This is a genomic window from Bacteroides sp. 214 (assembly GCF_010501015.1).
GTDB lineage: Bacteria > Bacteroidota > Bacteroidia > Bacteroidales > Bacteroidaceae > Bacteroides.
This window is the reverse complement of sequence record NZ_QVML01000008.1, coordinates 59,037-85,840: the sequence shown is the minus strand read 5'-3', so window position 1 is coordinate 85,840 and position 26,804 is coordinate 59,037. Positions and strand designations below refer to the sequence as shown.

Sequence of the window (26,804 nt, the reverse complement as noted above, 5' to 3'; positions counted from 1 at the left end):
CAGGGAAATGTTAAAAATGCGTTTCCGGAGAGTACTTAACCCTATGTGTGTGTATAGGTGGTGGGTGGGGCACCACCCTATATAACACACACAACTCGCATATGGGTTTAAAAAACGTGTTTTTATCAGTTAATAGGGAAAGGAAAGGCAGTGAGAATGGGAGAAAAAAGCAGTGAGAATGGAAGGGAAAGTCAGTGAGAATGGAGGAGGAAGTCAGTGAGAATGGAGGAGGAAGTCAGTGAGAATGGAGGGGGAAGGCAGTGAGAATTTGGGGGTTAGGGGTTAATTTGGCTCTAAAAGAAATTTGTTCGTTGTATTCTGTGGGTGACGTTCCCGAAAAAAAAGGGGGAAACAAGGGCGGAAGTTCGAGGTAAAGAAATAAAAAGAAAAAGAGAGGAAGAAAACATTTAATACGACAAACGCATTATTATTATTTTAACTACTTTTGTCCACATAACCCAATTCAGCCCGTATGAAGAAACCCTTTTTATTGCCATTGGCACTTGCCGCATTACTCTTATCTTGTCAAGGAAAGAAGATTGAGGCAAATTACGAGGTCATACCTCTTCCACAAAAGATCACCTTATTAAAGGGTGAATCATTCATTGTCAATAATAACACCCAAATATGTTACCCTAAGAACGACACATTGCTCCAAAAGAATGCAGACTTCTTAGCAGAATACCTCTGCAAAAACATTGGGCAAGTGCTTAGTACGGCAGCTTGCAATGGAGATCCACACAAGAATGTGATTTTTCTGAAGATAGATGACAGTATCGAGAACGAAGAAGGGTATGAACTGAATATCACCCCGGAAACAGTCACTATTACCGGGCGAACACCTGCCGGTGTGTTTTATGGTATGCAGACATTGCGTAAGTCCATTCCTATCGTTACCGAAAACGCACAAATAGCACTACCACAAGTGCACATAAAAGATAGTCCCCGTTTTGGCTATCGTGGTATGCACCTCGACGTGGCACGCCACTTCTTTCCTGCCGACTTTGTAAAGAAGTACATTGATATATTAGCACTTCACAACATCAATACGTTCCATTGGCATCTCACGGACGACCAAGGCTGGCGCATTGAAAGTAAAAAGTTCCCTAAGTTAACCGAGATAGGGTCTATACGGAAAGAAACCGTTATCGGGCTAAATTCCAAAGAATATGACGGAGAGCCTTACGGCGGATTCTACACCCAAGACGAGATAACAGAAATCATTGCCTACGCGCAAGACAGATATATTACCATCATTCCCGAAGTAGACTTGCCGGGACACACACTTGCCGTGCTTGCTGCCTACCCCGAGTTTGGCTGCACAGGAGGTCCTTACGAAGTTTCTCCACAATGGGGCATCTTCGAAGATGTGCTTTGCATCGGCAATGAAGAAGCGATGGTGTTCCTCGAAAATATACTCGACGAGATAACAGATCTCTTTCCCTCCAAATACATCCATATTGGTGGAGATGAAGCTCCACGCAACCGCTGGAAAGTTTGCCCCAAATGCCAGGCACGCATCAAAGCCGAAGGGCTAAAAGCAGACAAGAACCATACCTCGGAAGATTACCTGCAAACTTACTGCGCCCAACGGATGGAAAAGTTCCTAAACAACAAAGGCAAACAAATCATTGGCTGGGACGAAATTCTGGAAGGAAACATAGCCCCTAATGCCACTATTATGTCGTGGAGAGGTATGAACGGAGGCATCAAAGCCGCACAAATGGGACATAATGTTATCATGGCACCAACCGACTATGCCTATTTTGATTACTACCAATCGGCAGACATCGACAATGAACCTCTCTCCATTGGCAACCTCATCACTATTGAAAAAACATACGGCATGGAGCCTGTACCCGCTGTATTATCCGAGACCGAAAAGAAATATATTATAGGTGTGCAAGCCAACTTATGGACGGAGTACATCGCAACCACCGAGCATGTTGAATACATGGTTCTTCCGCGTATGGCAGCACTCAGCGAAGTACAATGGACAATGCCCGAACAGAAAGACTTCAATCGCTTTGCCTCCCGTCTTCCGCAGTTGCTGGATATCTATGACAAATATGACTACAACTACGCCACACAGATATTCGACATCCAAGCCAGCTTTACTCCTGTTCCCGAGAAAAGAGCCGTTGAAGTGGTACTATCTACCATAGACGACGCTTCTATTTACTATACACTCGATGGCACACCCCCTTCTAAAGCCTCAACAGCCTACACCGGTCCTGTACTGATTACTCAAACGGCTCTTTTCAGAGCAGTTGCCATACGCAAGGGGAAGCCGGGAAAAATTGTTTCGGAAAGCATCAATTTCAATAAAGCCACTTCAAAACGCATTACCCTTAAGCTACAACCCTCGGATAAATACAAATATGCCGGAGGAATTACATTGGTCGATGGATTGCAGGGCAACAGCAATTACGCCACCGGTCGCTGGTTGGGCTTTATAGGTGGAGATATGGAAGCAGTAATCGATTTGGAGCAACCTACCGAAATAAGTAGAGTAGCCACCGAAGCCATTGTTAGTATGAGTGCCTGGATTATGGGGTCAACAGGTTTGGAGGTCTATATTTCGGACGATAATAAAGAGTTTCGCCCGGTTGCCTCCAAGGATTACCCTATAGAAACCGATTACAGCAAACACAGTATCGAAACGTACGAAGTCGGCTTTGAGCCAACTACCACACGCTATGTAAAGGTGATTGTAAAGCGCAGCCCCACCCTACCCAAAGGGCACATGGGCGAGGGCACAGCACCTTACATGTTCTTGGATGAGCTAAGGGTGGATTAGTCGAAGGGGACTATGTGTTTCTCCGTCCCTATCGCACCCAGTATTCCCCAACCATCCTTTACATTACTATGTATCTGTATAGATTCGGTATAAGCATCTTGGTCGGTTATACGATAGAGCATAACCGATTTTAGGTAATGATAGAAATCGCTTGTGATGGACTGCAATTCAATAACGCAATGTTTTCGTTCGCCATACCTTAGGCGGGTTTCTACCGAAAAGGTATATTCCTTGCCGTTAAACAAATTGTCGTCGAAGACATTAGAGAAGTAAGCTGCCCAGCCACCATAGCTTTTCGTCAACCTATTATCCATAAAAATAACATCAGCCGAGGTATAAATGTCACTAAACATCAATATTTCCCCATTCACGCTCTCATCATAACCTATATTTCGCACTTTCAGTCGATAATAGTTACGTTCGTTACCTGGGTCTGTAAGGCGAAGCGTTATGCGAGCCACAGTATCTAAGCCCGAATCCCACAATGGGTTCGACAATATTTTTTTCTCATAATACGTTTCATAATCCAACACCTCCAGGCGTTGAATACTTGGCACAGTCGTTTCAGCCGTAACCGTTTCCAACTCTTCCGCCTCTACACGCAAGGTAAGGCGGTCGCCAGTGCGGGGAATATAATCACTACGGTAATTATAGTGCAAAGGGTCATAACGCATCATGTATTTATCTGCCCCGTTCACTGTTAGTTCTACATTAGCATTGGGTAGTACTGTTTGATTGCGATAGAATGTGTCGGGATGGATTTCATACTCCCAGTAATCCAGATAAGTAATAGGTGGAACATCGGTAAACAGATATGCACGAGATATTGCTGCTACAAAAACAGTGTCCGTAGTAGCCAATCCGTTTATCGTAATACCCTGCAACGATTTATCTCCCTCAAAATCGATTATACGTTCACAGCTTATCAAGACAAGCGCTCCTATACATCCTATTATTAGCTTCTTAATATCCATGGTATTAAAATTTTAAGGTATAATTCAACGAAGGCATGAAGGGAAACATACAAACTCCTTTCAGCACAGTTTTATTCTTATCATACCCAATGTAAACATTCGATACATTTTGCTGATTGTATAGATTGTAGATAGACAATCCTATCACACTCTCGCCTCGTTGGTGTTTCACAGAATAGTTCACACCTACATCCAGCCGATGTATATCCGGGAGCTTATAGCCATTGCGCTCCGAGTAGGTATAGAAGCGAGAGAACTTGCGAAAGTAGGTCGCTCCATCGGGTATATCGCCATACCCATCACCGTGTTTATAACTATCAGCGGAAGTTGGCACCCCATACGGGTCATATTCATCTACTTTTCCACCATATATAGCTGTAGTAGATAAAATACCGCGTCTACCTGTTTGGTATGTCCACGCCGCCGATACCTCCCAGCGTTTATTGAAACGATGCGACAACACCAAGTTCAGGTTGTTGCGCCTATCATTCCCAGCATAAAACTCCTTTCCACCACTAATTTCCTGCCCCAAACGATTGTACGTACGGAGCGATTTAGACCACGTGTAGCCTATCCATCCTGTTGTTTTTCCGGTTTTTTTCTGCAGGAACAGCTCCACACCATAGGCACGCCCTTTGCCCAGTGCAATCATCTCTTGCCAGTCTCCCGAAGAAGTCATATACGAGACTCCCTCGCGATAGTCTATCACATTATCCATCTCTTTGTAATAGCCTTCTACCGAAAAGTCGATGCCTTTGCTTACCGTATAGTTAAACCCCAACGCCCATTGGTCTGCTTTCATTAGCGGAACGTCTTTAGTAATGGAGACCCAGATATCGGACGGCATTACCAAATTGCTACTGCTTAATAAATGAATACCTTGTGCCATATGCGAGTACGAGGCTTTCAGCGCCATATCGTCCGTGAGCAGATAGCGCAAGGAAACGCGAGGCTCTATGGAGTGGTATGTTTTAGCCTTTACCGCAAATAAGGTGTAGCGCAATCCTACATTCATCTTCCACCGCTTAGTTAGCTCCCAATCGTCTTCTATATAGAGAGCAGCAGTTCTCAGTTTTTGCTTTTCACCCAGTATCGTATCTACCAGTTGCTCCTTTTCATGATAACCATCAACCCCCCAGCGTATGGTTTTTGCCCGTTTATATACATCTACCGTAGGCGTGAGTTGTTGTAGCGAGGCCTTTGCTCCCCAGCGAAGTTGATGTTGTGCATTTGGAGCATAACGAAAATCTACCGTTAATGCCGCATCGTCAATACCTGAATGGTATTGAGCATATGAATCTTCCTTATACTCATATTCCAATCTGAGATTTTCATCCCTATCTTTCACATGTTGCTGATTGTGAATTTTTGATGTCATCTTTAGTTGGTAATTATAACGGCTATAACTCAGGTTGGTATTTACCCGGAGCTGTTTATTGGTGACATGTGTCCAAAAAAGACTCGAAACAATATTGCCCCATGTGTTATTGGTGGAATTTGACTTTTGATTGTCGTAAAAATTGGTAAGCTCTTCTTTTCCCGATTCTGTTTTTGATGCCATGCTGTACTGTTGGTGGCTTTCCGTAGGCGACGAATCACTCACATCCTTTCCCCAATAAAACACCGCAGATAGCTTGTCCTGCTCCGAAAACTTATGTACCACCTTTGCATTTACGTCGTAATAGTTCATGTTTGAATAAGGCTGCAACGCGCTTGGTTTGTCATACACTTCCTCTAGCAAGGGCTGTACAATAGCATCAAAATAGGACAAACGCGCTCCCAGATTAAATGAAGTAGTACCTTTGCGAATTGGTCCCTCCAAATGAATCCGCGACGACAACATACCTATATTCAACGACCCGTGATGGTGTTCAAAGTCTCCCTCTTTCATACCAATATCTACCACGCTCGACAGTCGCGCCCCATAACGTGCAGGGAAAGCACCCTTATAAAGAATAATGTTCTCTATCATATCTGCATTCAATGCAGAGACAAAACCTTTCAGGTGTTCGGAATTATAGAGCGTAGAACCATCCAGCGTAATCAGATTCTGGTCATAGTTTCCGCCTCGCACAAAGATACCCGCATTGCCGTCTGCGGCAGATTGCACACCGGGCAAACGCTGCAATGCCTTCATTACATCTACCTCGCCAAATAAGGCGGGCAGTGCGTTGACCTGCGCCACCGGTAGCTCTATGGCACTCATCTGCGAATTGTTTACACCAAAATCTCGTCGGGGAGCATATACATGCACATCTGGTAGGCGGTTATCCTGAATCATGGCTACTACCAACGAAGTATCTCGCTCGGCAGCCAATGAATACACCTGCTTGGTGTAACCCACATAACTGAACGTGAGTTCTACTTGTTTATGGGCTGGTAACCGAAGGTTAAAGTATCCGGTGGCATCCGTAGTTTGTCCATATCTATAAGATTTAGCATAGATATTAACCCCCTGCAATGCCGCACCGGATGCTGCATCCTTCACATATCCGCTTACAGTAACTGTTTGCGCACAAAGCCGCAGGCAACACAAAAAGAGTAAACCTGCGGCTATGATTTTCTTTTTCATAGGCGTTTAGAATTTAACCTTCACGCCTGCCATGCCACAACCGGCACTCCCCACACCACCTTCGGCAAAAAGAGCCAGACTCTTCGTAAAATTCCACTCCACGCCCAATGGCATTACCTGCCAGGCTACACACCGATCGTTTTCCATGGTGGCAGATGGTAAATATCGATCCGGATAAGGAAGATCTGCAAGTGTCATATCCCCTTTCTTCAGTAGCATAAAGCCGATACCTACACGCGAATAGAAAGAGAATTTCTTCAAATGAAGCCACTCATACTTACCCGTAAGCATTATGGTATGACACTTATTCTCTATTTCTGCCAGAACCGGAGATGACCCTAAAACAACATCGCGTTTTATAGTGCTGTATGAATAAGTAACTCCTATCGCGAAAGGATCGGAAAGATGAAATAAGTAGCCTATATTAATTGTACCCGAGATTTTTTCATTACTCGTGGTATATTTGCTATTTACATCGCTATTTATAGGTAAATCCGGTTCCGGAATGGAGGTTACCGGTGCAAAGCCATAACTTACAAAGAATTCGTGTGTTGTTGTTTTTTCTTGTGCGTGCAGGCATACTGCAAGCAGAAAGAATAGTGATAAAAAGTAATAACGTCTCATAGTTGTATGTTTTAAATGAATACTATAATTCAAGGAAGGAGGTTTCTTTGCAATCTTAAAATTTAGTTTACAATGTTTTAGCAAAGTTAAAAAAACAATTCTAAATTCCAAGCAGAACCCATAATTTATTGTTATTTCACATCGGAAACAAGATAATGCTCCGTCAGCCATAGTCTCATCGGTTGTCAGCCATAGGCGCACAATCGCTCGTCCATAGGCATACAACCGCTCATTTATAGACGCTTAAAAACCAACCAAGAAAAGAAAAAAGGGTGTGGTGTGCCTTTAGAATTGAAAATAAATAAAGGGCTGTATCTCGCTACTCTTTACCTGAATAACCAAGAAGATAACGATTAAAACCAGTGCGGCTTTCCACAAGAAAGGAAGTTCTACCACAATGGTAGATGCTGTTTTTTCCCAACTCGCGGGTACAAAATGCAGGAAGAATCCAATACACATCAATAGAAACACCTTCCAATATCCCTCGAGCAATTGCTCAAAGAGTTGTGGTTGGAAATTGGTGCAGATTTGACTTATCATATCAATAGAGCCTTGGAAATGCACATTGCGGAAAAATATCCAACAGAAGCAAACGAAGTGGAAGGTAAGGAAAGTATTCCAAAAACGGTGTGAACCATAGGTTTCGTCTTCGTAGGCTTTCTTCTTACCTGTGTAACTCATCCATATTTTGTGTATGGCAAGCGCCACGCCATGGAACAGTCCCCATACGATGAAATTCCAAGAAGCACCGTGCCACAAACCACCCAAAAGCATGGTAATGATAAGGTTGAGGTATTGTCGTCTTTTACCCCTGCGGTTGCCCCCTAATGAAATATAAAGATAATCGCGTAGCCAACTGGAGAGCGAGATGTGCCAGCGTCGCCAGAACTCAGTAATTGAAACCGACTTGTAGGGCGAGTCGAAGTTTATGTTAAAACGAAAGCCCAGTAGTAATGCAATACCAATTGCCATATCGCTATAGCCCGAGAAGTCGCAATAAATTTGCAACGCATAACCATACACGGCCATCAGGTTTTCAATGCCCGAATAGAGCAGCGGATTTTCGAAGATACGCTCCACAAAGTTGATGCTGATATAGTCGGAGATAACAGCTTTCTTGAACAATCCGCATACGATGAAATAAATACCACGTCCAAACATCTGTTTCGAGACGAAGAGTGGTTTGCGTATTTGCGGAATGAAATCGCGGGCACGAACAATAGGACCTGCCACCAACTGCGGGAAAAACGACACATAGAAAGCATAATCCAACAAGCGGTCGAGCGGTTGAATCTGTCGGCGGTAGACATCAATCGTATAACTAAGCGACTGAAAGGTAAAGAAAGAAATGCCCACAGGCAAGAATATATCCAGTGCGGTAAAAGTTCCTCCGGTTAGTGAAGCAATCACTTCGCCAAAGAAGTTAGTGTATTTGAAGTAGCACAGCAAGCCAAGGTTGAAGACAAGACTTAGTATAACCAACACCTGCCGGTGTTTTTTTTCTTCTGTCCTACTCATTCTGCGTGCTATGTAATAATCGAAAACAGTAACGGCTCCCAACAAGAAGAAATACGTGCCGCTGCTTTTATAGTAAAAGTAGTATGAGAATACGGTTACAAAAAGGATACGCATTGTGTCCTTCTTGTTCAGCAACAAGTAGATACAGACAAAGCCCGCAAACAACCACAAGAAGAATCCGCTGTTAAATATCAGCGGGCTTTGCGGGTCGTAGGCGAATAGCGACTTCAATCTTTCTATGTCTATATCAATGGGTAACATATACATTATAGGCATTGATTATGGCTTCGTATAGTAGTTCGCCCTGCAAGGCGTATGCTTCGGGAAGATAGTGCACATGGTCTGGTCGCATCAGTTTGGCAGCTGTCCAGTTTTTACAGGCATATTCCTTGCCACCTACAAGGTTATACATATCCCACACAGGTAGTTTATGCGCTTCGCCATATCTTCGGATGATATCTACCGCAATTGTTGTTCGCGGATTGATGGCGTAAGTGCGTCGTCTGTTTCTCGCTCGGAATGATTCATAAGATCCCGGAGGCGTGGTTAAGAGTATAGGTGTATGGGGAAGTTTGCTGCGTAGCAACTTTACCAATTCGTCTATTTGCCCATAATGCACGGTTGAGTTATAGCGCTTGTTGTGACTTTCGTTGGTTCCAAACGAGAGAATCAGTAAGGCAGGGTTAAGCTCTGCAATAGCATTTATGCGAGCCGCGTGTGTAAACGTAAGACAAGTGGCACCATTCACCCCCATGCCGGTGTACGACACCGCACCAAATGCAGCAGCCATCTTCTCGCCTGCCGCGTTAGGAAATATCTTGCCACGTACATGGCTATCTCCTATGTGTACAATCCGTAAAGTATCTGTAGAGACACCAGCTTTTAACAAGCGCAAGTGCTCTAAAACCGGAGTTAGCGTATGGTCTGCGCCTATGATTTCATTTGTTCCTCTGCCAAGAAATTGTTCCGACAATGCGCTCGCTACCCAAACTGTATCGGGCGTAAACGTATAAGGTTTCAATGATACAGAAGAAGCAGGCGAAGCATTGGGTGGCAGTGGTGCCGGCAATGTATCCTGCGCGTAAATAGGAGATACACTTACGCAAAGCAGTACAAAAACAAACAAAAGTAATTGCCTATTCCGCCTCATACGCTTTCTTTTTATCAAATTGTTCCTTACCATAAACCAGCGACTCATACAGTAGCTTAGAGAGTACTTTCCCACCACGGAAGTTTATATGTGTATAGTCCATATTGGCTTGAGCTGGCTTTGCATTGACCAACTTTACCATACCACCTTCGCCACCCATAGCTTCGTAAAGGTTCCAAAACGCGATATTTCCTTCGGCAGCAATATTTTGCTGATATTTAATGAGGTTCTTAACACCAGGCATGGTGCGCATTTCGCCCGTTTCGCTTTTATAGTTACGGTCGCCTACACTAACGAGTAAGATAGAAGCCTGCGGGAAACACCTCTTTATATACTCCACCGAACGAAGCATTCCCACCTTATAATAATGGTAATCACTACCACGCTGAGTTGCCACATTCAAACCAAACTGCAGGATGATGAGGTCGTACGTGCGAAGTTTATTGAACTGCATCATGGTATGTTCGGGAATAGTAGCAAGCGAAAGACCGGAACTACCGCGCAAAGAGAAGTTATCGACCGAAATACCGCTCAATCCATCCATTGTCGCGCCAAAGAACAATGCATCCGTATCCGAGTTAACGATCCACCGCACAGAGCCAATATTACCCTTTACCGACATTTGTTGCATATCCGGCGAAGCTGTAAATTCGCTCGGAGCATTCTTTTGCTTATTTACCTCGGCTGTTAACATTAGCGGCTCATCGGTAAGGAAATAAATGGTAGATTGTTGGCACGTATCCAGCTTAGAGGCATATTTGGTTTGTCCGCGCAACTCCATGTAAGCACCGCGAGTGGGTATGAAGTAATGATTGTTGGGTCCTTGTTTGTTTTTCACAAAGCCAATGCTATCATTGACAGAGTGCGACTCCCATCCATTGAAAGCATGCCGCACCGTAGGTCTGAAGCCATACGTCGTAGAAGTAATATTAACGAACCCTACCCCGCAACCACCATATTTCTGTTGAAGCATTTCACGCAAATCGGCGGTAAAGATATCCGCCTCGATAAAAGAATCTCCAAAAACAGCAACACGCACAGGACGTTTTAAGTTGTTTATCTCACTTAGTTTTTCGTAGAAAGCAGTCATGCCGCGCAAGGTAGAGTCGCTATAATCTTCAATACAGGTCATGCCCTGCTTACAACTATCCACAAAAGCGGGTTTGATAATAGGAGGAGGAGCAAGCAACAGGCTATCTTCTTGCGGTTCATCTTCCTCAAAGCTGGGTCTGCGAATATCACTGAGTATATCCACCTCTCGCAAAGTATGCTCTCCAACAGTAATAGGTGGAAGAAAATTCATTAACAACAACGCTGCTAAAATAAACAGCATAAGCCCTGTTGTATGTTTTATATAGTTTCGCATCGACGCTTCTCAAAATTCTTTACGACTGGCAAAGATAGTAGAAAGCAATAAAAAAGAAAGGGAGAAGCCGTTCTTTTATCCGGCATCTCCCTTGTTCTTTCTATTTAATAAGACTCTTAAATCGTTTTCTCTATGTTCCAGACAAAAGCTCTAAGTCCTAATTGTTCGGTTTTCATATCCATCTCGTGCAAAGCCTCTAACAAAGGATCAACTCTGCTATCCTCTACAACCGTAATAATGGCTGAGTTCATCGATGGCCATGCATGGCTTCCATAATGAGGTGTTCCGGTTTTCGACCCGCGCCCCTGTACTTTGTCAAGATACGTATAGCCACGGCAGTTCATATGATCGAGCAACGATATGATGCGTTCAAAGTAAGCTTGGTCGAAAGTTATTAATACTGATTTCATTGGCTCTATTATTTTTTATTTTTAATCATCTTATGCTTATTCTCTTCGAAATAAGTATCAAGTTCACGTTTCTTCTTTAGTTGCTTACGTTGGCGTTTGATACCTGTACCGGCAAATACACAGTAAAGAACCGGAACAAGAATAAGAGTCAGTACTGTAGAAATTGTAAGACCACCAATTACGGAAACACCCATCGGACGCCACATTTCAGAACCTTGTCCACCACCTACCGCCATAGGTATCATACCAAGAATGGTAGTCATGGTAGTCATCAATACAGGACGTAAACGGCTCTTTCCGGCAGTAACTACCGAGTTGATTACAGCTTGTCCACGTTCACGACATAGTATGATATAGTCTACCAACACGATACCGTTCTTCACCACAATACCAATCAACATAATACCACCCAGCAAACTCATCACACTTAACGTACTGCCCGATATAAATAACGCCATCAGTACCCCACTCACAGCAAATGGTACCGAGAACATGATTATAAAAGGATAAGTCAAGGATTCGAACTGTGCAGCCATTACTATGAACACCAATACGATAATCAGTACGGCAAGAGTAGCCAAATCGGCAAATGATTCTTGTTGGTCCTCATACGAACCTGCTATCTGTACAGAGATATTGGCAGGTACATCCATCTTCTCAATCAGTTTTTTTCCTTCATTAACAACATCACCCAGAGCCGCTCCTGATATTACAGCCGAAACAGTTACAATACGCTCACGGTCTTTACGCTCGATGGTGGGTGGTGCAAAACGCTCTACTACTTTACCTACGTCTTTCACACGAACCGCATTTCCTTTGGCATTGTAAATAAGGATATCTTCAAGACTCTCCAGACTGGTACGGAATTCGGGGGCATAGCGTACAATAATATCATACTCGTCGCCATCTTCGCGATACTGTGATGCAGTAGCTCCATTGATACGGTTACGCAAATATGTACCAGCAGTAGAAAGATTCAGGCTATGCAAAGCCAATTTTTCTCTGTCAAAATCAACCTGATACTCGGGCTGATAATCACCACGACTGATGTTTACTTCTGAAACTCCCTTGATAGAGAAAAGTTCACGTTTCAATTCGGCTGCCACATGGTCAGTTACTGCCATGTCATAACCATAGATTTCGAAGTCGGCTGTTGCTTGTCCACCCATACCGCTACTACCACCAATTACGACTTTTGTCTTGCTAAATTCAGGATATGCAAGCAAATCAAGACGCATCAGGTCACCAATCTCGGTCATCGAACGTTTACGCTCACCCGGGTTGGTCAGACGAATATTAAATGCAACAATGTGCGAACCATTATCCTGCATAGAAGCAAACGTGTTATCCGAGCTAGCCTGTCCTACACGATAGTTGATTACCTGAATTTCAGGGTATTTCTCTCTCCATTCGTCGGTTAGCTTGGAGGCTAATTTTTGGGCTACTTCTTTGCGGGTTCCAATAGGAACTTCGAGAGTAGCTGTAATACTACCATTATCTTGTGTAGGGAAAAACTCCGTACTGATTCCACCTGCTATAAGCAAACTAAGAAGGAAAAATCCTGCACAAGCCGAAATAACGATAGCACGATGGCGTACCGACCAGTCCAACATCCGCGCATACCATTTATCTAAGGCATCCAATGCTTTCTGGATTGGTCCATAAAGTATTGTAAATATTTTGCTTTGTTTTTTCTGCAGTCTCAACAATTGCGAACACATCATTGGCGTCAAACTCAATGCGGCAACAGTAGAAACAATCATGATGATACACATCATCCATCCCAACTGTTTGAACAGCACACCGGTCATACCTGTAACCATGGTTAATGGGAAGAACACCGCAAGCATGGTTAGTGTAGATGCAATTACGGAGATAGCTACCTCATTTGTACCATGTACAGCCGCTTGTTTCGGGTCCGAACCTCTCTCGATGTGTGTCGTTACGTTCTCCAATACTACAATCGCGTCATCCACCACCATACCAATAGCAATCGATAACGAAGACAATGATATGATGTTAAGCGTATTACCGGTTATAGCCAGATAAATAAACGAAGCAATCAGCGAAATAGGAATCACAATAGAGATTACCAGTGTAGCCCTCCATCTTCCCAAGAATAGGAATACTACAATGATAACGAACAACAAGGCATACATTACTGTTTCTGCCAAACTGTTAATTGTCAGGATAATGTTTTCAGAGGTATCCATGATAATACCCAGTTTCACATCGGTTGGCAAAGACTTCTGCAGTTCGGGTATTGCTTCGGTTACTCTGCGGGCAATATCCACCGAGTTTGCTCCCGATTGCTTCTGAACAATAATCATCCCTCCGCGCACACCATTTGTATAGGCTTCCTGCGCGCGTTCTTCCACCGTATCGATAATTCGTGCCACATCGCGCAGGTATACAGTGGCACCCTTGCTTTCACTAACCACAATATTCTCCATCTGGTGGGCATCCTTAAACTCGCCCTCGACACGTAGCGCATAGGTTTCGTTACCAATATCGAAATTACCACCCGGGATGTTCCGATTCTCGGCTCCGATAATTGAACTGATTGTTTCAATTGTCAGGTGGTATGCTTCCAACTTGTTAGGGTCGCAGTACACCTGAATTTCACGTTTGGGCGCACCACTGATGGAAACCGACCCCACACCGGGAATACGTGCCAATGGATTGGCAACGTTGTCATCCAGTATTTTGTACAGGGCCGCCTGGCTCTCTTCTGCTTGTACCGATAAAAGAATAATAGGAATCATATCGGTACTAAACTTAAAGATGATCGGAGTTTCCGCATCATCGGGTAATACAGAGGTAACCATATCGAGTTTGTCTCGGACATCATTGGTCAATACATCAATATCATATCCGTACTCAAACTCAAGTATTATCAGAGACATATTCTCCGATGATCTTGATGATATATGTTTCAGGTTACTTACCGTATTTAATGTATTCTCCAATGGACGAGATACGTTATTCTCAATATCCGAAGCACTGGCACCCGGATAAGAAGTAATAACCATAATGGTATTCGTATCAAAGTCCGGCAACAAGTCAATCGGTAATCGTGACAAAGAGAAGAGACCAAAGATCACTATAGCCACAAAGCATAGCGAGGTCATAATCGGTTTCTTAACCGCTCCTTCGTATAAACTCATAATTTTACTTTGTTTTTGAAATTAAATTCGTTATTCCGAGATTATTGTTAGTCCTTAGCTACTTCAACTTCAACTCCAGTCTGCAGGCGTGCTTGTCCTGCAATTACAATTTGAGCATTGTCGTCAACACCGGAGATTAATTCATACTCAGTGTTCATACGTCGTCCCAATTCCACTTTATCATAAGATACTTTACCGTTCTTATAAACCCAAACATAACGATCGCCCGAACCAGCTTGTTTAACAATAGCCATATCGGGTACTACAACGTGATTCAGTGTGCCGAAATTCAAAATAACACGGGCAAACATACCTGGGCGAACCTTTAAGTTTTTATTTTCCACCTTAACTTCTACCTGAAACGTACGTGTATCGGGGTTAATAGTAGGATGTACCAGTGCTATTTTACCTGTAAATTCTTCATCACCATATACATCTAGCTTAATAGAGGCATCGGCACCTTTTGTTACTTTCGTGAAATACGATTCAGAAACGTTAATGATTAATTTCACCGGGGCAACTTGCTCAACGGTCAATACCGGTGCTCCATTATTGTACATATCGCCATTATCGTAATTACGCGCTGTGACTATTCCGTTTAGCGGACTTATCAGTGACGTATTTTCCAACAAGTTTTGATAAGCTTCTTCATTCACATCAACAGCCATTTTCGCAGCATCCCACTCTGATTTAGAAACGCCTCCTACTTTGTAAAGTTCGTCAATACGATTGAATTCTATCTTTTGGTTTTCTATTCGCAACTTAAGTTGTTTCAAACTATTATCACTCATTTCTACCAATCGTTGTCCTTTCACAACACGGTCGCCTACCTCAACCAGAATCTTATCAATACGTACTGCCGATGAAGGTGCGATATTATTTTTCGCTTCCGCCTCAACTGTTGCCGTATATTCTATTATCTGGTCTACCGGGCGAGCAAATACATTTGCTAACTTTACTACCGGCTTTTCTTCTTTCTTTTCAATGCCTTCCGATTCTTTCTCACCACCGGAACAAGCCCCTAATAGCACTACTGCAAACAGGGCAATTAAATAAAAGTTCTTCTTCATGCTTGTTATTATTTCTTTTTTATTGTTTCATTTTTATTTCCGCACATACTCATACCCCAATACTAAGTCCAAGTCGGCTTTAGCTGCAAGATAATCATAGATAGATTGATGATATACCAGTTGCGATTGCGTAAGAGCTACTTCCGAATCATTTAATTCTATTATCGTTCCTCTACCAACCTCATATCGTTTTTGAGCAATATCCCTTCCCTTTTCGGCTTGGATAATACTGGCTTTATTACTTACTACCTGCTCTGTACTTGCATCCATATTGTTTTTATAGTTTGTAGCTTGCATTTGTAGCTGACGCTCCGCATTAATCCGGCTATTATCCAACTGAGACATTTGAATCTTTGCTTGTTTCAGCTTCGTGAAGTTACTAGCTTTGAACAAGGGGATTGAAAGATTCAACGCAAGTGTTGAATAAGGAAACCATTCATACTTTGAAAACTTAAAATCTTCGTTCATCGATATATACGAATAGTTAAAAGAGGCCGCGAGTGTAGGCATAAAGTTGGTTTGCTGCACCTTTACATTCTGACGCAACATCTCGGCATTAAGCGCGAGTTGCTTCAAGTCACTATTGCCACGTAAGTCGATTGGATAATCGTCCAACTGTTGCTGAAACATGGTCAATTCGTAATCCTTAAGGCTACCCACAACTGCTATTTCCTCTTCGTCGATACCCATTAATACTTTCAACATCAGATTTGCCAGATTAACACCATTGCGAGCAGATACAACACTTGGCATTGCGTTGCGCATTTGCACTTCCGCCCTGATTTTATCATATTCGCTTACCACACCATGCTCGTACTTAGCACTTGCCACTTCATAATTAGCCACATACTGTGCGTAGCTTTTTTTCCAAACTTCGTAGCTATCTTGCATCAAAAGCAATTGAAAATATGCCTTTGTTACTTGATTAACCATATCCATTTTAGACGAACGTGCCTTTTCTACCGCCAACTCAACATCTGTTTTTGTAAGATTAATACCCTTATAAATAGCAGGAGCAAATAATGGTAAATTGATAGAGAGACCTCCATTATATGAATTGGTTCGTCCCATCTCAAAGGTAGCACTTTCACCTCCCATGTCCATAGATACTTTTTGCTTCTTGATAGCACGCGAATAAGAACCGACCAACGAAGCTTCGGGAAACAAAGCAGCATATGCTTCCTTGTTTGCAGTCTTCTTCAACACGATCTCTTCTTCTGCTACTTTAATTGTTGGATTGTCGCTCAATGCGATTTCAATCGCTTGCTCTAACGTAATTGTCAGAGTATCCTTTACATCTTGTGCCTTAATACCGCCAAAGACCATAAACATGATCAGCGTAAAAACATACTTTCTTTTCATTAAACACTTCATTTTTTCATTCCTAAGATTATATAATATCATTATCTTTTTCTTTTATCAGTTCGTTTCTTTCTAATTTGTAGTTGTTTACAAATTCGTCCAACTCTCTGACACCCTCCACGGTAGAAATACCGCGTAAATAAGTAAGGACGATTGACTCGTACACCTCTATAAACGAGAACTTCTTCAGCAAGTCATTTGCCATCATCAAAGCCAACTGTTCTTTCAGTAAGATATTAACAATTTCAAAGTTGGTATCTTTTCTGAAGAGCCCTTGTTTAACACCTCTCTTAAGGAAGTTTACAGCCATTTCCGAATCTTCTTTACGCCGACATTCCAACATCTCTTTTACTTTCGGATATTTCTTTAGATCCTCAAAGAAGCGGATGTTAACATGATGAAAAACACTAATACTTTCTTTGAAACAGGTCAAAACAACCTCCAACACATTAGGCGTTCTTGCCACAAATTCCGCCAACTCCTTTTGCATTCGCTGCTGATTATATATAATAGACTCGCGCAAAAGTGTTTCTTTATCTTCAAAAGTTTCATACAGCGTCCGCTTAGATATTTTCAGCAATGCCGCAATATCATCCATTGTTATACTTTTTATTCCGTTTTTGCGGAAAGCATCTAACGACGCAATAATAATTCTTTCTCTTAATTCCTGTCTCGTGGAATTATCATTAACCGTTTCAGTCATCACTTATCACCATTTATTAGCATCTTATTTACAAAACTTAAAAAACTCCATGAGTTTTATTTGCAACAAAGATATATAGAAAACCAAATGAAGAGCAAAAGTTTCCTGCCTATTGCTTGCTTTTTCATAATTATTATCCTTTCGCATATCAGGTTAAAACAAATGTTAATGGCAAGACACACAACTGTTTTTTTTTGAAATATGTCAAAGTAGTCAACTAAAAACGTTAACATACATCACGTAAGTTGTGCCAACGTGTTGGCACGACAGTGCCAGCGTTAATGCACAGTAGTGCCAGTGCGTTGGCACAACTTTGCCAATGCACTGGCAAAAAGTCTCTTGACAAGTTAGGATACGCTTTGAAAATTGACTAAAAAAAGAGGCCATCTCACTAATTGTGAGACAGCCTCATTTATGTATTTGATAAAAGTCTAAATGCTTATAACACTTTTTTGTAGAGTTCCAGTATAATTTCTTTGGATACTTCGCGCGGATTGCCTGGAGTGCAAACATCAGCAGCAGCGGCAGTAGCAAGTTTATCCAAGTCGCCTTCCTTTATGCCCAATTCCGACAAGTGTTGTGGAATTCCCAAACGGATAGACAGTTCCTTAACAGCAGTAACAGCAGCATCGGCAGCAGCTTCTTTACTCATGCCTGGTGTATAAACATTCATAGCTTTAGCTATTTGTTCGTACTTATCGAGTGCTGCAGGTGCATTAAATTCCATGATGGTAGGCAACAGTAAAGCATTGGCAACACCGTGAGGGATGTCAAAGATTGCTCCCAATGGATGAGCCATACCATGTACCACACCCAAACCAACGTTAGAGAATGCCATACCAGCAATGTACTGAGCCACAGCCATTCCGTTGCGTGCTTCAGCATTATTGGGTTCGTTGGTAGCTGTTTCCAGATAGCGGGCAATCATTTCAATAGCCTTAATCTCGAACATATCGCTCATCTCCCAAGCGCCTTTAGTAATAAGTCCCTCAATAGCATGGGTCAATGCATCCAGGCCGGTAGCTGCAGTAAGGCTTTTGGGCAATGTATACATCAATTCAGCATCCACAATAGCAATTGCTGGGATATCGTTAGGATCTACACAAACCATTTTCTTCTGATTAACTTCGTCGGTAATTACATAGTTAATCGTTACTTCGGCAGCAGTACCAGCCGTAGTGGGCAATGCAATAATAGGCACTGATTTTTTCTTTGTAGGAGCTACACCTTCCAACGAAACAACATCGCTAAATTCGGGGTTATTGGTGATAATACCAATAGCCTTTGCTGTATCAATAGAGGAACCTCCACCCAAAGCAAGAATAAAGTCGGCACCCGATTTGGCGTATGCAGCCACGCCTGCGTTTACATTTGTTACGGTAGGATTGGGTTTTATATCACTGAATATTTCGTAAGGTATTTGCGCTTTGTCCAATACTTCCAACACCTTGCCTGCTACACCAAATTTGATAAGATCTTTATCTGTTGCAACAAATGCTTTCTTTAAACCTAAGCGTGCAATTTCTTGCGGAAGTACTTCGCGAGCACCGGGACCGAAGTAAGATACTTCGTTGAGGACGAACCTGTTAATCATAATTTTACTTTGAGTTAATGTTTTGAATTATAGTGAGCAGACAGCAAAAACAAGCCTGCCTCACAAAGATAAAAGATAGGCTTGTCTTTGTTACCATTCTATAACGGAAAGAATAAGTATTTTTTGTTTTTTTAGGGATTGCTATCTGAAAGAGACGCCAACAGTTATGCCAAGCATACTCATATTATCTCCTTTGGTTTCGGTTCTTCGCTGAATATTTCCGTTGAACACATTGGTATGTGAACTATAGAAGTTGAGTGTGTCAAAGAAATAAGAATATTCCAGCCCTAACAAAAGGGATGATTTTGGCCATATCTTGTATCTGAAATTCAGACGAAGCGTAAGATAGCCTAGCATTACACCATCTGAGGTTGGGTTTCGAGACCATTCGTATGTTGAGCGATACTCCATATTCGAGCCTTGTTCTTTTAGCCTTACTTCATAAGACCTATCGGGCATTACTATTCCACCCACTCCCAAATAGGGCGAAACATCTAATTTCTCGTTTGCCCGAAAATCAGCAAAGAGCCCTGCTCCTATCTTGAAATTAGCTGACGTACTGCTTCTGCCCGACTCCGAAATTATTTCGCGCAGATAATACTGTGTCCCACTATTGGGCATGGGCATACGATTGATATCAAACGACTTCATACTGGCACCGGGCATAATGCCAACACCTGCATCAATATACATCCCAAACTGGGGATTGGAAAGATAGATATTGGCTACCGCTCTGAGTTCGGTTATAGATGCCGATGGCAGTGCTTCACTGAGGTTATCAACGCTAATCCAATTGTTGAATCCAATGTGTTGTCCTATTTGGAGGTCAATCCAAGCACCTTTAGCGTGTCTGTTTTCTACCTGAGCCGAAAGCGATTGAATCGCCATCATGGCTATTGTTATACATAGTATAGTCTTATTCATAATATCAGAAGAATTCGATTAATGATGTTTCGTAGCTAAATTTAAGCTCTTCGTCCAGGTAATATTCAATGGTAAATGAATGTATACCAGGGTCGGGTGCTACAAGTAGTGCAAAGCCCTCGTTTACATCTGCCGGCAGATACTCTCGTGCTACTTCTTTGAAGAATTTGGAGACATACTTCCCTGCCGGAATATCAGCATTAAACTGCGTATTGCATTTAATTGCTTTTGAGTAATCGCTGGCAATTACGTTGTAAGTTTGTTCACCCTGCTGAATGGGATCTGTAATAAACTTGTCGTCATCATCGTCGGGCACATTGCTGGTTACCCACTTTACCCCAAGCATGTAGGCTTCTTTTTTTATGGGCGAGCTGGCTACAAGAGGAAACTCCCCTGCATTGTCGATGTTTACAGCTTCGATACCCTTCAGGGTTAGCGGAATAACAGGATCATCCCAACCGTCATCACTGCCCGAGCAAGCAGTCATTAACAAGGAAAGTAACGTAATAAAAAACGAGATTTTGCTCTTGCACACAGATAGTGGCACAAGTAGCGTTGGTAGGTTTTTTAGTTTCATTGTAACTAGTTTTTAGTGATAATTTGTTTGAGTTTCTTTCTAACTCCACAAAGATATTGTTTTTTTATAAAAAAGAAAGAGGACGTATCAAATATAAAGAATTGACACGTCCTCTTCTCATTAATTATCAATAACGATTATGGAACTATTTGTAAGAATCCATAACCATTGGTAATCATACCTTTTGAAGAATACAAAGTATTGTAATTGATAGGATAGAAATAGATAGGTGCTTTCGTACCATCATAGCCTTCAAAGAAAGTGGTTGTATAGTCAGTAGCTACTGTGGACTTCAATATATCTACTGCAAAGTTGGTTAAAGCCAAATTCAACGCATCGTCTTTGTCAACAATAGACTTCGCTTTGCCTTCATCCATTAAATCCATCATTTCTTTCAGAGTAAGACCTGTTTTAGTTTCCTTATTTCCGTCAGCATATGTTATTTCAACCGTATTTGGAGTATGGGGTTGGAATAAACCTCTGATAGCAAGATTTGTTTTTCCCTCTTTTGCATTAGCACCTAATGCATTGCCACCAGTACTTTCCCAACTATCATGTTGTCCTCTCCATCCGGGGAATAAGAATGGGTCATCCGCATTTGTACATTGAGTAGTCAAACGATAGCCTTTACTACTCTTAAGGTCACCCAAAGCTGTCCAGATATACTTAGAAACTGTATTTCCTGTATTTGGGAAAGTATACGTACCATTTGCTTTCAGTCCCTCAATCATAGCAACGTTTGCAGCACGAGCTGCAGGGATTGCCTCTGCAACCAGTCCGGTACGAATCAACGTATAACGACGATCGCCTTCGCCACCAAACTCGAAAGAACGTTCTTTAATGATTGCATTATACAAGCTACCACTCTTTGTGATAAACTCATCTGTTTTTGCTAATGCTGCAGTTGCAAATGCACGTTCACGTACTTGTTTTAGTAAGCTTTTAGCAACTCCGTCATTTCCTAACACGGCGTTAACTTCCGCATCCAACAACATAATGTCAGAGATACGCATGAATGGTCCATTGATGCCCGATTGACGAGCTTTAATAATATGAGGAGCCGGGTCACGGTTATCATCCCATTTATTCAAGCACAAGCCACCTGCGTTAGCTACGTTACCTTGCCCCCAAGGAATCAGTTTCTCTTCACCTTTACCTGTGCTTCCGGTAGCGGTAATTGTTACGTCACGACGCATGTCATTATTATCAAACCAGTCGTAGTAATAAACCGGTTGCATACGAACCTGTCCGTAGTTTTTGGTTGGGTGGTCATTATTACCTCCACTGGATACACGACCCGAAGAATAAGGACGTTCGTTAGACGAACCTCTTGTCATCGGAATTTCATAAATTGATTCGTCGGCATATGCTTCTGTAGGGGCATTGTTTATCATCTGTTGGAAGAAGTATTGGTAAGGATTACCAAACGCACGGCCTGTTGATTCTGCTAAACGTGGGTCTGTGATATGGAATTTCACAGAACTTCCTGGAGTGGCTACAGCAGCATCCAAATATGTTTTAGCAGTTTCAAAGAATTTACGATAATCTGTTCTGCGTCCATAAAATGCATTATTATTATCAGAGCCTATTTTATCGAACGAAAGCGCATTTCCTTCTGAGTCCGTATAGGCGATATCATTACGGCGAGTAGAATAACCACCTGCGAATACACACATTCTACCAATTAATCCTTGAACAAAAGTACGGGTAGGAACTCCTTTTCCTACAACAGCACCATTCTCATCTTTATCGCCCGGACGATACATCAACGGTTCAACCAGCTTCAATTTTTCAATTTCACCTTCATATATCACATCGCGAGGTGTCAGACTTTCAAAGTTGGCACCACCATAAGTCAAATAAGGAACATCACCATAATAACGGATAAGGTCATGATACGAAGCGGCACGTAGAGCTACAGCTTGTCCATAATAGAATCCCCACATGGATTGTGTTTTAGATGCAACCATTTCATTGTAGTCAGCACGATTTTCTATAGCAGTAATCGCATTGTTTGCCAAAGCAATTACAGAATAAAGAGCTGTATATACATTTTTATATGTATTAAAATCAATAGAGGGAGTACTTGCTGAAGTTGCAGTACCATTCTTCCAAAAACCTTCCGGCAAGTGTCTTTCTATCTGTGATGTTGTTGGTTCCGGATGTCTTTCCAAGTCTGATCCAGGACCATCCAGCGCATAAAAAGCACCATTAGCAAAAGTATGGCTTGCTGTACACGAACGCCATTGTTCACGCAGACCAACCATTGCGGTCTCCGCATTGGTTAATTCTGAATAAACGAAACCCGCATCAACAACCGAAGGAGAAGACACTTCGAGAAAATCGCGACAAGACGTGCCTGTAAACATCATACAAGCAGCCAATAACGAATATATTAATTTCTTTTTCATATTAGTATTTTTAAGAATCAATTAAAATGTTACATTAAGACCAAACGTAAATGTACGTGCGCGTGGATAAGCACTCATATCAATACCAGGAGTTGGGAAGTCACCTCTTGATGGATTTGTGTTAACTTCCGGATCAAGACCTGAATATCCTGTTAAGCAGAATAAGTTACCGGCCGTAGCGTAAACACGTAAGTTTTGCATAGCAGCCTTTTTTACCCATGTTTTGGGGAAAGTATAGCCCACTGTCAATGTATTAAGACGTAGATAAGAGGCATCTTCAATCCAGTTATCTAATACAGTTGCATATTCAAATGTTGGTAATGCATATTTTGCATTTGCATTTATACGAGCTAGATTTTCTGGGTCAGAATAATAGGTTAATTGGCCTCCGGCAACTTCCCATGTTCTGTAAGAATCGGCAAAGTAAGCATAGTGATTTGCACCCAAATTGGTTTCTTTATTTCCAAAAAAGTCGTTCATAGCTTGTGCATTATAAATATGTCCGCCAATTTGATATGCAAAGTTAGCACTAAAGTCAATACTCTTATAATTACCACTCAATGAGAAACCTCCCGTATGCTTTGGAGCCATATCAAATTTCTTCAGAATAGCATTACCGTCTGCATCGGTAGCAACTTTCAAACTTCCCGGGAACGCCTTCTGTCCGGCAGGAACATTGAATTTATCTTTTCCATAGTATGTATTCAAAGCCAATGGGAAATCAGCTACACCCGATTTCAAAGTATATACACCATTCGCATAATCAAAGTCGCTCAATTGATAATAACCTAAATTTACATGGCTAAACAATGTTCCAACAGGGCGACCCACGATTAATTGGAACTCATTAGTAGGCACCTTCATGGTAGATCCAAATACTCCATTACCATATTCCGTAACAAGTCCTTCTGCAAGGTTTTCTATGTTATTCACATTGTAGTTATAGTTCAACGATGCCTTCAAATTGAAATCTTTGCTCTTCACCAAGACTGCGCTCAATGATAGTTCAATACCCTTATTTGAGGTTTCGCCCACATTTTGGAACTGGTACGAATATCCGGTAGTTGCATCAACAGGAGTTCTTACCAACAAGTCTTTATTGGAGTTATAATAGATTTCCAATGATCCGTTTATCCGGTTTAAGAATCCAAAATCAATACCAATATTACGAGATACAGTTGTTTCCCATTTCAAATCAGGATTAGGAAGCAAAGTTCCCGGCTTGTAGGTAGTTTCAACAATACCACTTACCTGTGCAGAGCTCAATGACCATGTATCTTTCCAAAGGTGAGATCCAATATTATCTGCTCCAGACTGACCATAAGAAAGTCTTAATTTCAAGTTATCTAACCACTCTTTGGTGTTTTCCATGAAAGCTTCATCGGATATACGCCATGCTACAGCAGCAGCAGGGAAATATCCCCAACGATTGTTAGGTGCAAATTTAGTAGAACCATCAGCACGGAAGGTAGCTGTAAACAAATAACGATCCAACAATGTATAGTTGGCACGTCCAAACCACGACAATGTTCTTGAAGGTGTACCTATTGTATTTCCACGTTCATCTCTACCTTTATCAGGGTTAGTCACGGTTATCAAACCAAAACCTTCTTTGAATCCAAATGAGTCAGGATATCCTGCACCATATATCCACATTTGATCTTGATTTGATTGAACAACTTCCTGACCAGCCAATAGATTTAGACTATGATTATCGCCCAAGCCATTTACCTGATAATTTAAAGTCACTGCATTACGCATGCTCCAACCATTCTTTTGTGTTAGCTTAGCATATTTATCAGCACCTGCATAGCCATTCTCCCAATATTTCTCGTCAGCAAAATTGCTACGCAAGCCCAATTCTTCATTTAAGGTTAATCCTTTAATGATTTCCCAGTTAAATGTGAATTGTCCTCTGATATTTCTATATTGATATTCTTGAATACGATCCTTAACTTTCTCAACAACATTTTGATTAACATCAACATAAGCACTACCATTACCAAAAGCACCGTAGCTGGTACCATCTCCCAGTGGTTCGAGCGGACGATATCTGTATGCAGTTGCTAATTCGCCCATGTCATTTTTACCGTTCACAGAATATTGTGTATATCTTACATCAATACCCATTTTCATGTTCTTTCTTATTTCCTGTGAAACCTTCAATGAAGCATTCCAGCGATCATAGCCAGAATTAATACGAAGTCCTTCGTCATTGATATAATTTACACCAAAAACAAGTTTCGTTTTCTCCGACCCACCAGATACTGTAAGGTTATGAGAATGAGATACAGTAGAGCGAAGCAAATCATCGGTATAGTTATGCGTTTTCATCTTCCCGTATTTCTCCCAGTTTGCTGCGGCATCTGCGTGATTTCCTAAACCAAAGAAGTCTTCTCCTACTTTTTCATTAGCAACCGATAACAAGCCACCATATCCCCATGTCCACGACACATAGTCCTGGGCGTCTGTCATTGCATTCAGTTCACTGGCTGCAGACTTAAATTGAACATAGCCATTATAGGATACAGAAACTTTTTCTTCTTTTGCACTTTTCGTAGTTACAAGGATTACACCATTAGCACCGCGAGCACCATAAATAGCAGTAGAAGAGGCATCTTTCAACACATCGATACTCTCTATTTGATCAGCAGGGATTTCCGAGATATTGTTTACAGGGAAACCATCAACGATAAAAATCGGTTCATTACTTTGAGTAATAGAACCTCCTCCACGTACCTTAATAGAAACATTTCCACCAGGGCGACCATCTTGCGACAATACGCTTACTCCGGGAAGATGTCCTTGAAGAGCCTGTGTTACGTCAGTAACCGGATTAGCAATCAAATCCTTGCCACTAACTGATGCTACGGCACCAGTAAGGTCTTTCTTTCTTACTGTACCATAACCAATTACTACTACTTCGTCCAACACTTCAGTGTCTTCTTTAAGAATAACATTGATAACCTGTTGGTTATTTACAGAAATTGTTTGAGAAACATACCCAATAAATGAAAAATGGAGTTTGCCATTTGAAGGAGCCTGAACGGTATAATTACCATTAATATCGGTAATAGTACCTACTGTTGTTCCTTCTACTCTTACATTTGCCCCAATTACAGGATCACCGAATGCATCTTTTACAAGACCGGTAACCGTCAGATTTTGAGCAAAAGCAATAAGACTAAACAAACTCAGGAAAAGAGTCGCTGTCGCCTTCTTGACGATTTTTTTTAGTTCCATAAAATGTGTTTTTTAATAGTTTATAAAAAAAAGATTGTAACTTATTAATATCCAAAAACTTCAGGATAATGTGGTGCAACTTCTTACGCCATAGTAAACAGGAATACTTACTAATTTTATCGCATGATGTTTTCTGTTTGCTTCACAAAACTATTAACTTTTTTAGTAAAAACAATGTTTTTTAGTACAAAAAGACAAAAATCGAAAATATAACAAAGAAAACGAAAGCAACCAAAAAGCTATAAACTATTGATAATAAAGGTAATAAAGCTGTTTCGTTCAAAGATATTTATATTATCGACACAATGCCATAATAAAATATTTTTAGCCTAATGCTTG

17 protein-coding genes are annotated in these 26,804 nt (G+C 41.6%); 1 reads left to right on the top strand and 16 read right to left on the bottom strand.

The window, feature by feature from the left end; translation table 11 throughout:
* Positions 1–472 precede the first annotated feature (472 nt).
* Positions 473–2,800, top strand: coding sequence for a family 20 glycosylhydrolase (locus tag D0T50_RS08340; RefSeq protein ID WP_163223066.1), 2,328 nt, complete (start codon positions 473–475; stop codon positions 2,798–2,800).
* Here D0T50_RS08340 and D0T50_RS08335 read toward each other — a convergent pair.
* The 16 genes from D0T50_RS08335 to D0T50_RS08260 form a co-directional block, all read right to left on the bottom strand.
* Complete coding sequence (locus D0T50_RS08335; protein ID WP_163223065.1) at positions 2,797–3,774, bottom strand: DUF4249 domain-containing protein; 978 nt, start codon at positions 3,772–3,774, stop codon at positions 2,797–2,799. The genes D0T50_RS08340 and D0T50_RS08335 overlap by 4 nt on opposite strands.
* Positions 3,775–3,778: 4 nt before the next feature.
* On the bottom strand, positions 3,779–6,346 hold the full coding sequence (locus tag D0T50_RS08330) for a TonB-dependent receptor (protein WP_163223064.1): 2,568 nt from the start codon (positions 6,344–6,346) through the stop codon (positions 3,779–3,781).
* A gap of 6 nt (positions 6,347–6,352) precedes the next feature.
* A complete protein-coding gene (locus tag D0T50_RS08325; RefSeq protein WP_163223063.1) occupies positions 6,353–6,970 on the bottom strand; it encodes an outer membrane protein in 618 nt (205 codons plus the stop codon).
* 285 nt (positions 6,971–7,255) lie between these two features.
* Positions 7,256–8,749: an MBOAT family protein gene (locus D0T50_RS08320; protein ID WP_163223062.1), complete on the bottom strand. Its 1,494-nt coding sequence runs from the start codon at positions 8,747–8,749 to the stop codon at positions 7,256–7,258.
* Positions 8,736–9,638: an SGNH/GDSL hydrolase family protein gene (locus D0T50_RS08315; protein WP_163223061.1), complete on the bottom strand. Its 903-nt coding sequence runs from the start codon at positions 9,636–9,638 to the stop codon at positions 8,736–8,738. The genes D0T50_RS08320 and D0T50_RS08315 overlap by 14 nt, the downstream gene beginning before the upstream one ends.
* Positions 9,625–11,004: an SGNH/GDSL hydrolase family protein gene (locus tag D0T50_RS08310; RefSeq protein ID WP_163223060.1), complete on the bottom strand. Its 1,380-nt coding sequence runs from the start codon at positions 11,002–11,004 to the stop codon at positions 9,625–9,627. Before D0T50_RS08310 ends, D0T50_RS08315 begins: the two co-directional genes overlap by 14 nt.
* A gap of 116 nt (positions 11,005–11,120) precedes the next feature.
* Positions 11,121–11,414, bottom strand: coding sequence for a PG0541 family transporter-associated protein (locus D0T50_RS08305; protein WP_163223059.1), 294 nt, complete (start codon positions 11,412–11,414; stop codon positions 11,121–11,123).
* A gap of 8 nt (positions 11,415–11,422) precedes the next feature.
* Positions 11,423–14,581 (bottom strand): efflux RND transporter permease subunit, encoded by a 3,159-nt coding sequence (locus tag D0T50_RS08300; RefSeq protein ID WP_163223058.1) that lies wholly within the window; start codon positions 14,579–14,581, stop codon positions 11,423–11,425.
* A gap of 47 nt (positions 14,582–14,628) precedes the next feature.
* Positions 14,629–15,651: an efflux RND transporter periplasmic adaptor subunit gene (locus D0T50_RS08295; protein WP_163223057.1), complete on the bottom strand. Its 1,023-nt coding sequence runs from the start codon at positions 15,649–15,651 to the stop codon at positions 14,629–14,631.
* Positions 15,652–15,684: 33 nt separating this feature from the next.
* Positions 15,685–16,983, bottom strand: a complete 1,299-nt coding sequence (locus tag D0T50_RS08290; RefSeq protein ID WP_370520897.1) for a TolC family protein — start codon at positions 16,981–16,983, stop codon at positions 15,685–15,687.
* Positions 16,984–17,041: 58 nt separating this feature from the next.
* Positions 17,042–17,716 carry a TetR/AcrR family transcriptional regulator gene (locus D0T50_RS08285; RefSeq protein WP_163223056.1) on the bottom strand — a complete coding sequence of 225 codons (675 nt, stop codon included), beginning with the start codon at positions 17,714–17,716 and terminating at the stop codon, positions 17,042–17,044.
* A 439-nt stretch (positions 17,717–18,155) separates the two neighbouring features.
* A complete protein-coding gene (gene fucO, locus D0T50_RS08280) occupies positions 18,156–19,310 on the bottom strand; it encodes a lactaldehyde reductase (RefSeq protein ID WP_163223055.1) in 1,155 nt (384 codons plus the stop codon).
* A gap of 141 nt (positions 19,311–19,451) precedes the next feature.
* Positions 19,452–20,234 (bottom strand): hypothetical protein, encoded by a 783-nt coding sequence (locus D0T50_RS08275; protein WP_163223054.1) that lies wholly within the window; start codon positions 20,232–20,234, stop codon positions 19,452–19,454.
* 4 nt (positions 20,235–20,238) lie between these two features.
* Entirely contained in the window at positions 20,239–20,811 is a 573-nt protein-coding gene (locus D0T50_RS08270) for a DUF5034 domain-containing protein (protein WP_163223053.1), read from the bottom strand.
* 137 nt (positions 20,812–20,948) lie between these two features.
* Positions 20,949–23,222 (bottom strand): RagB/SusD family nutrient uptake outer membrane protein, encoded by a 2,274-nt coding sequence (locus D0T50_RS08265; protein ID WP_163223052.1) that lies wholly within the window; start codon positions 23,220–23,222, stop codon positions 20,949–20,951.
* 21 nt (positions 23,223–23,243) lie between these two features.
* Positions 23,244–26,465, bottom strand: a complete 3,222-nt coding sequence (locus D0T50_RS08260; RefSeq protein ID WP_163223051.1) for a TonB-dependent receptor — start codon at positions 26,463–26,465, stop codon at positions 23,244–23,246.
* Positions 26,466–26,804 lie beyond the last annotated feature (339 nt).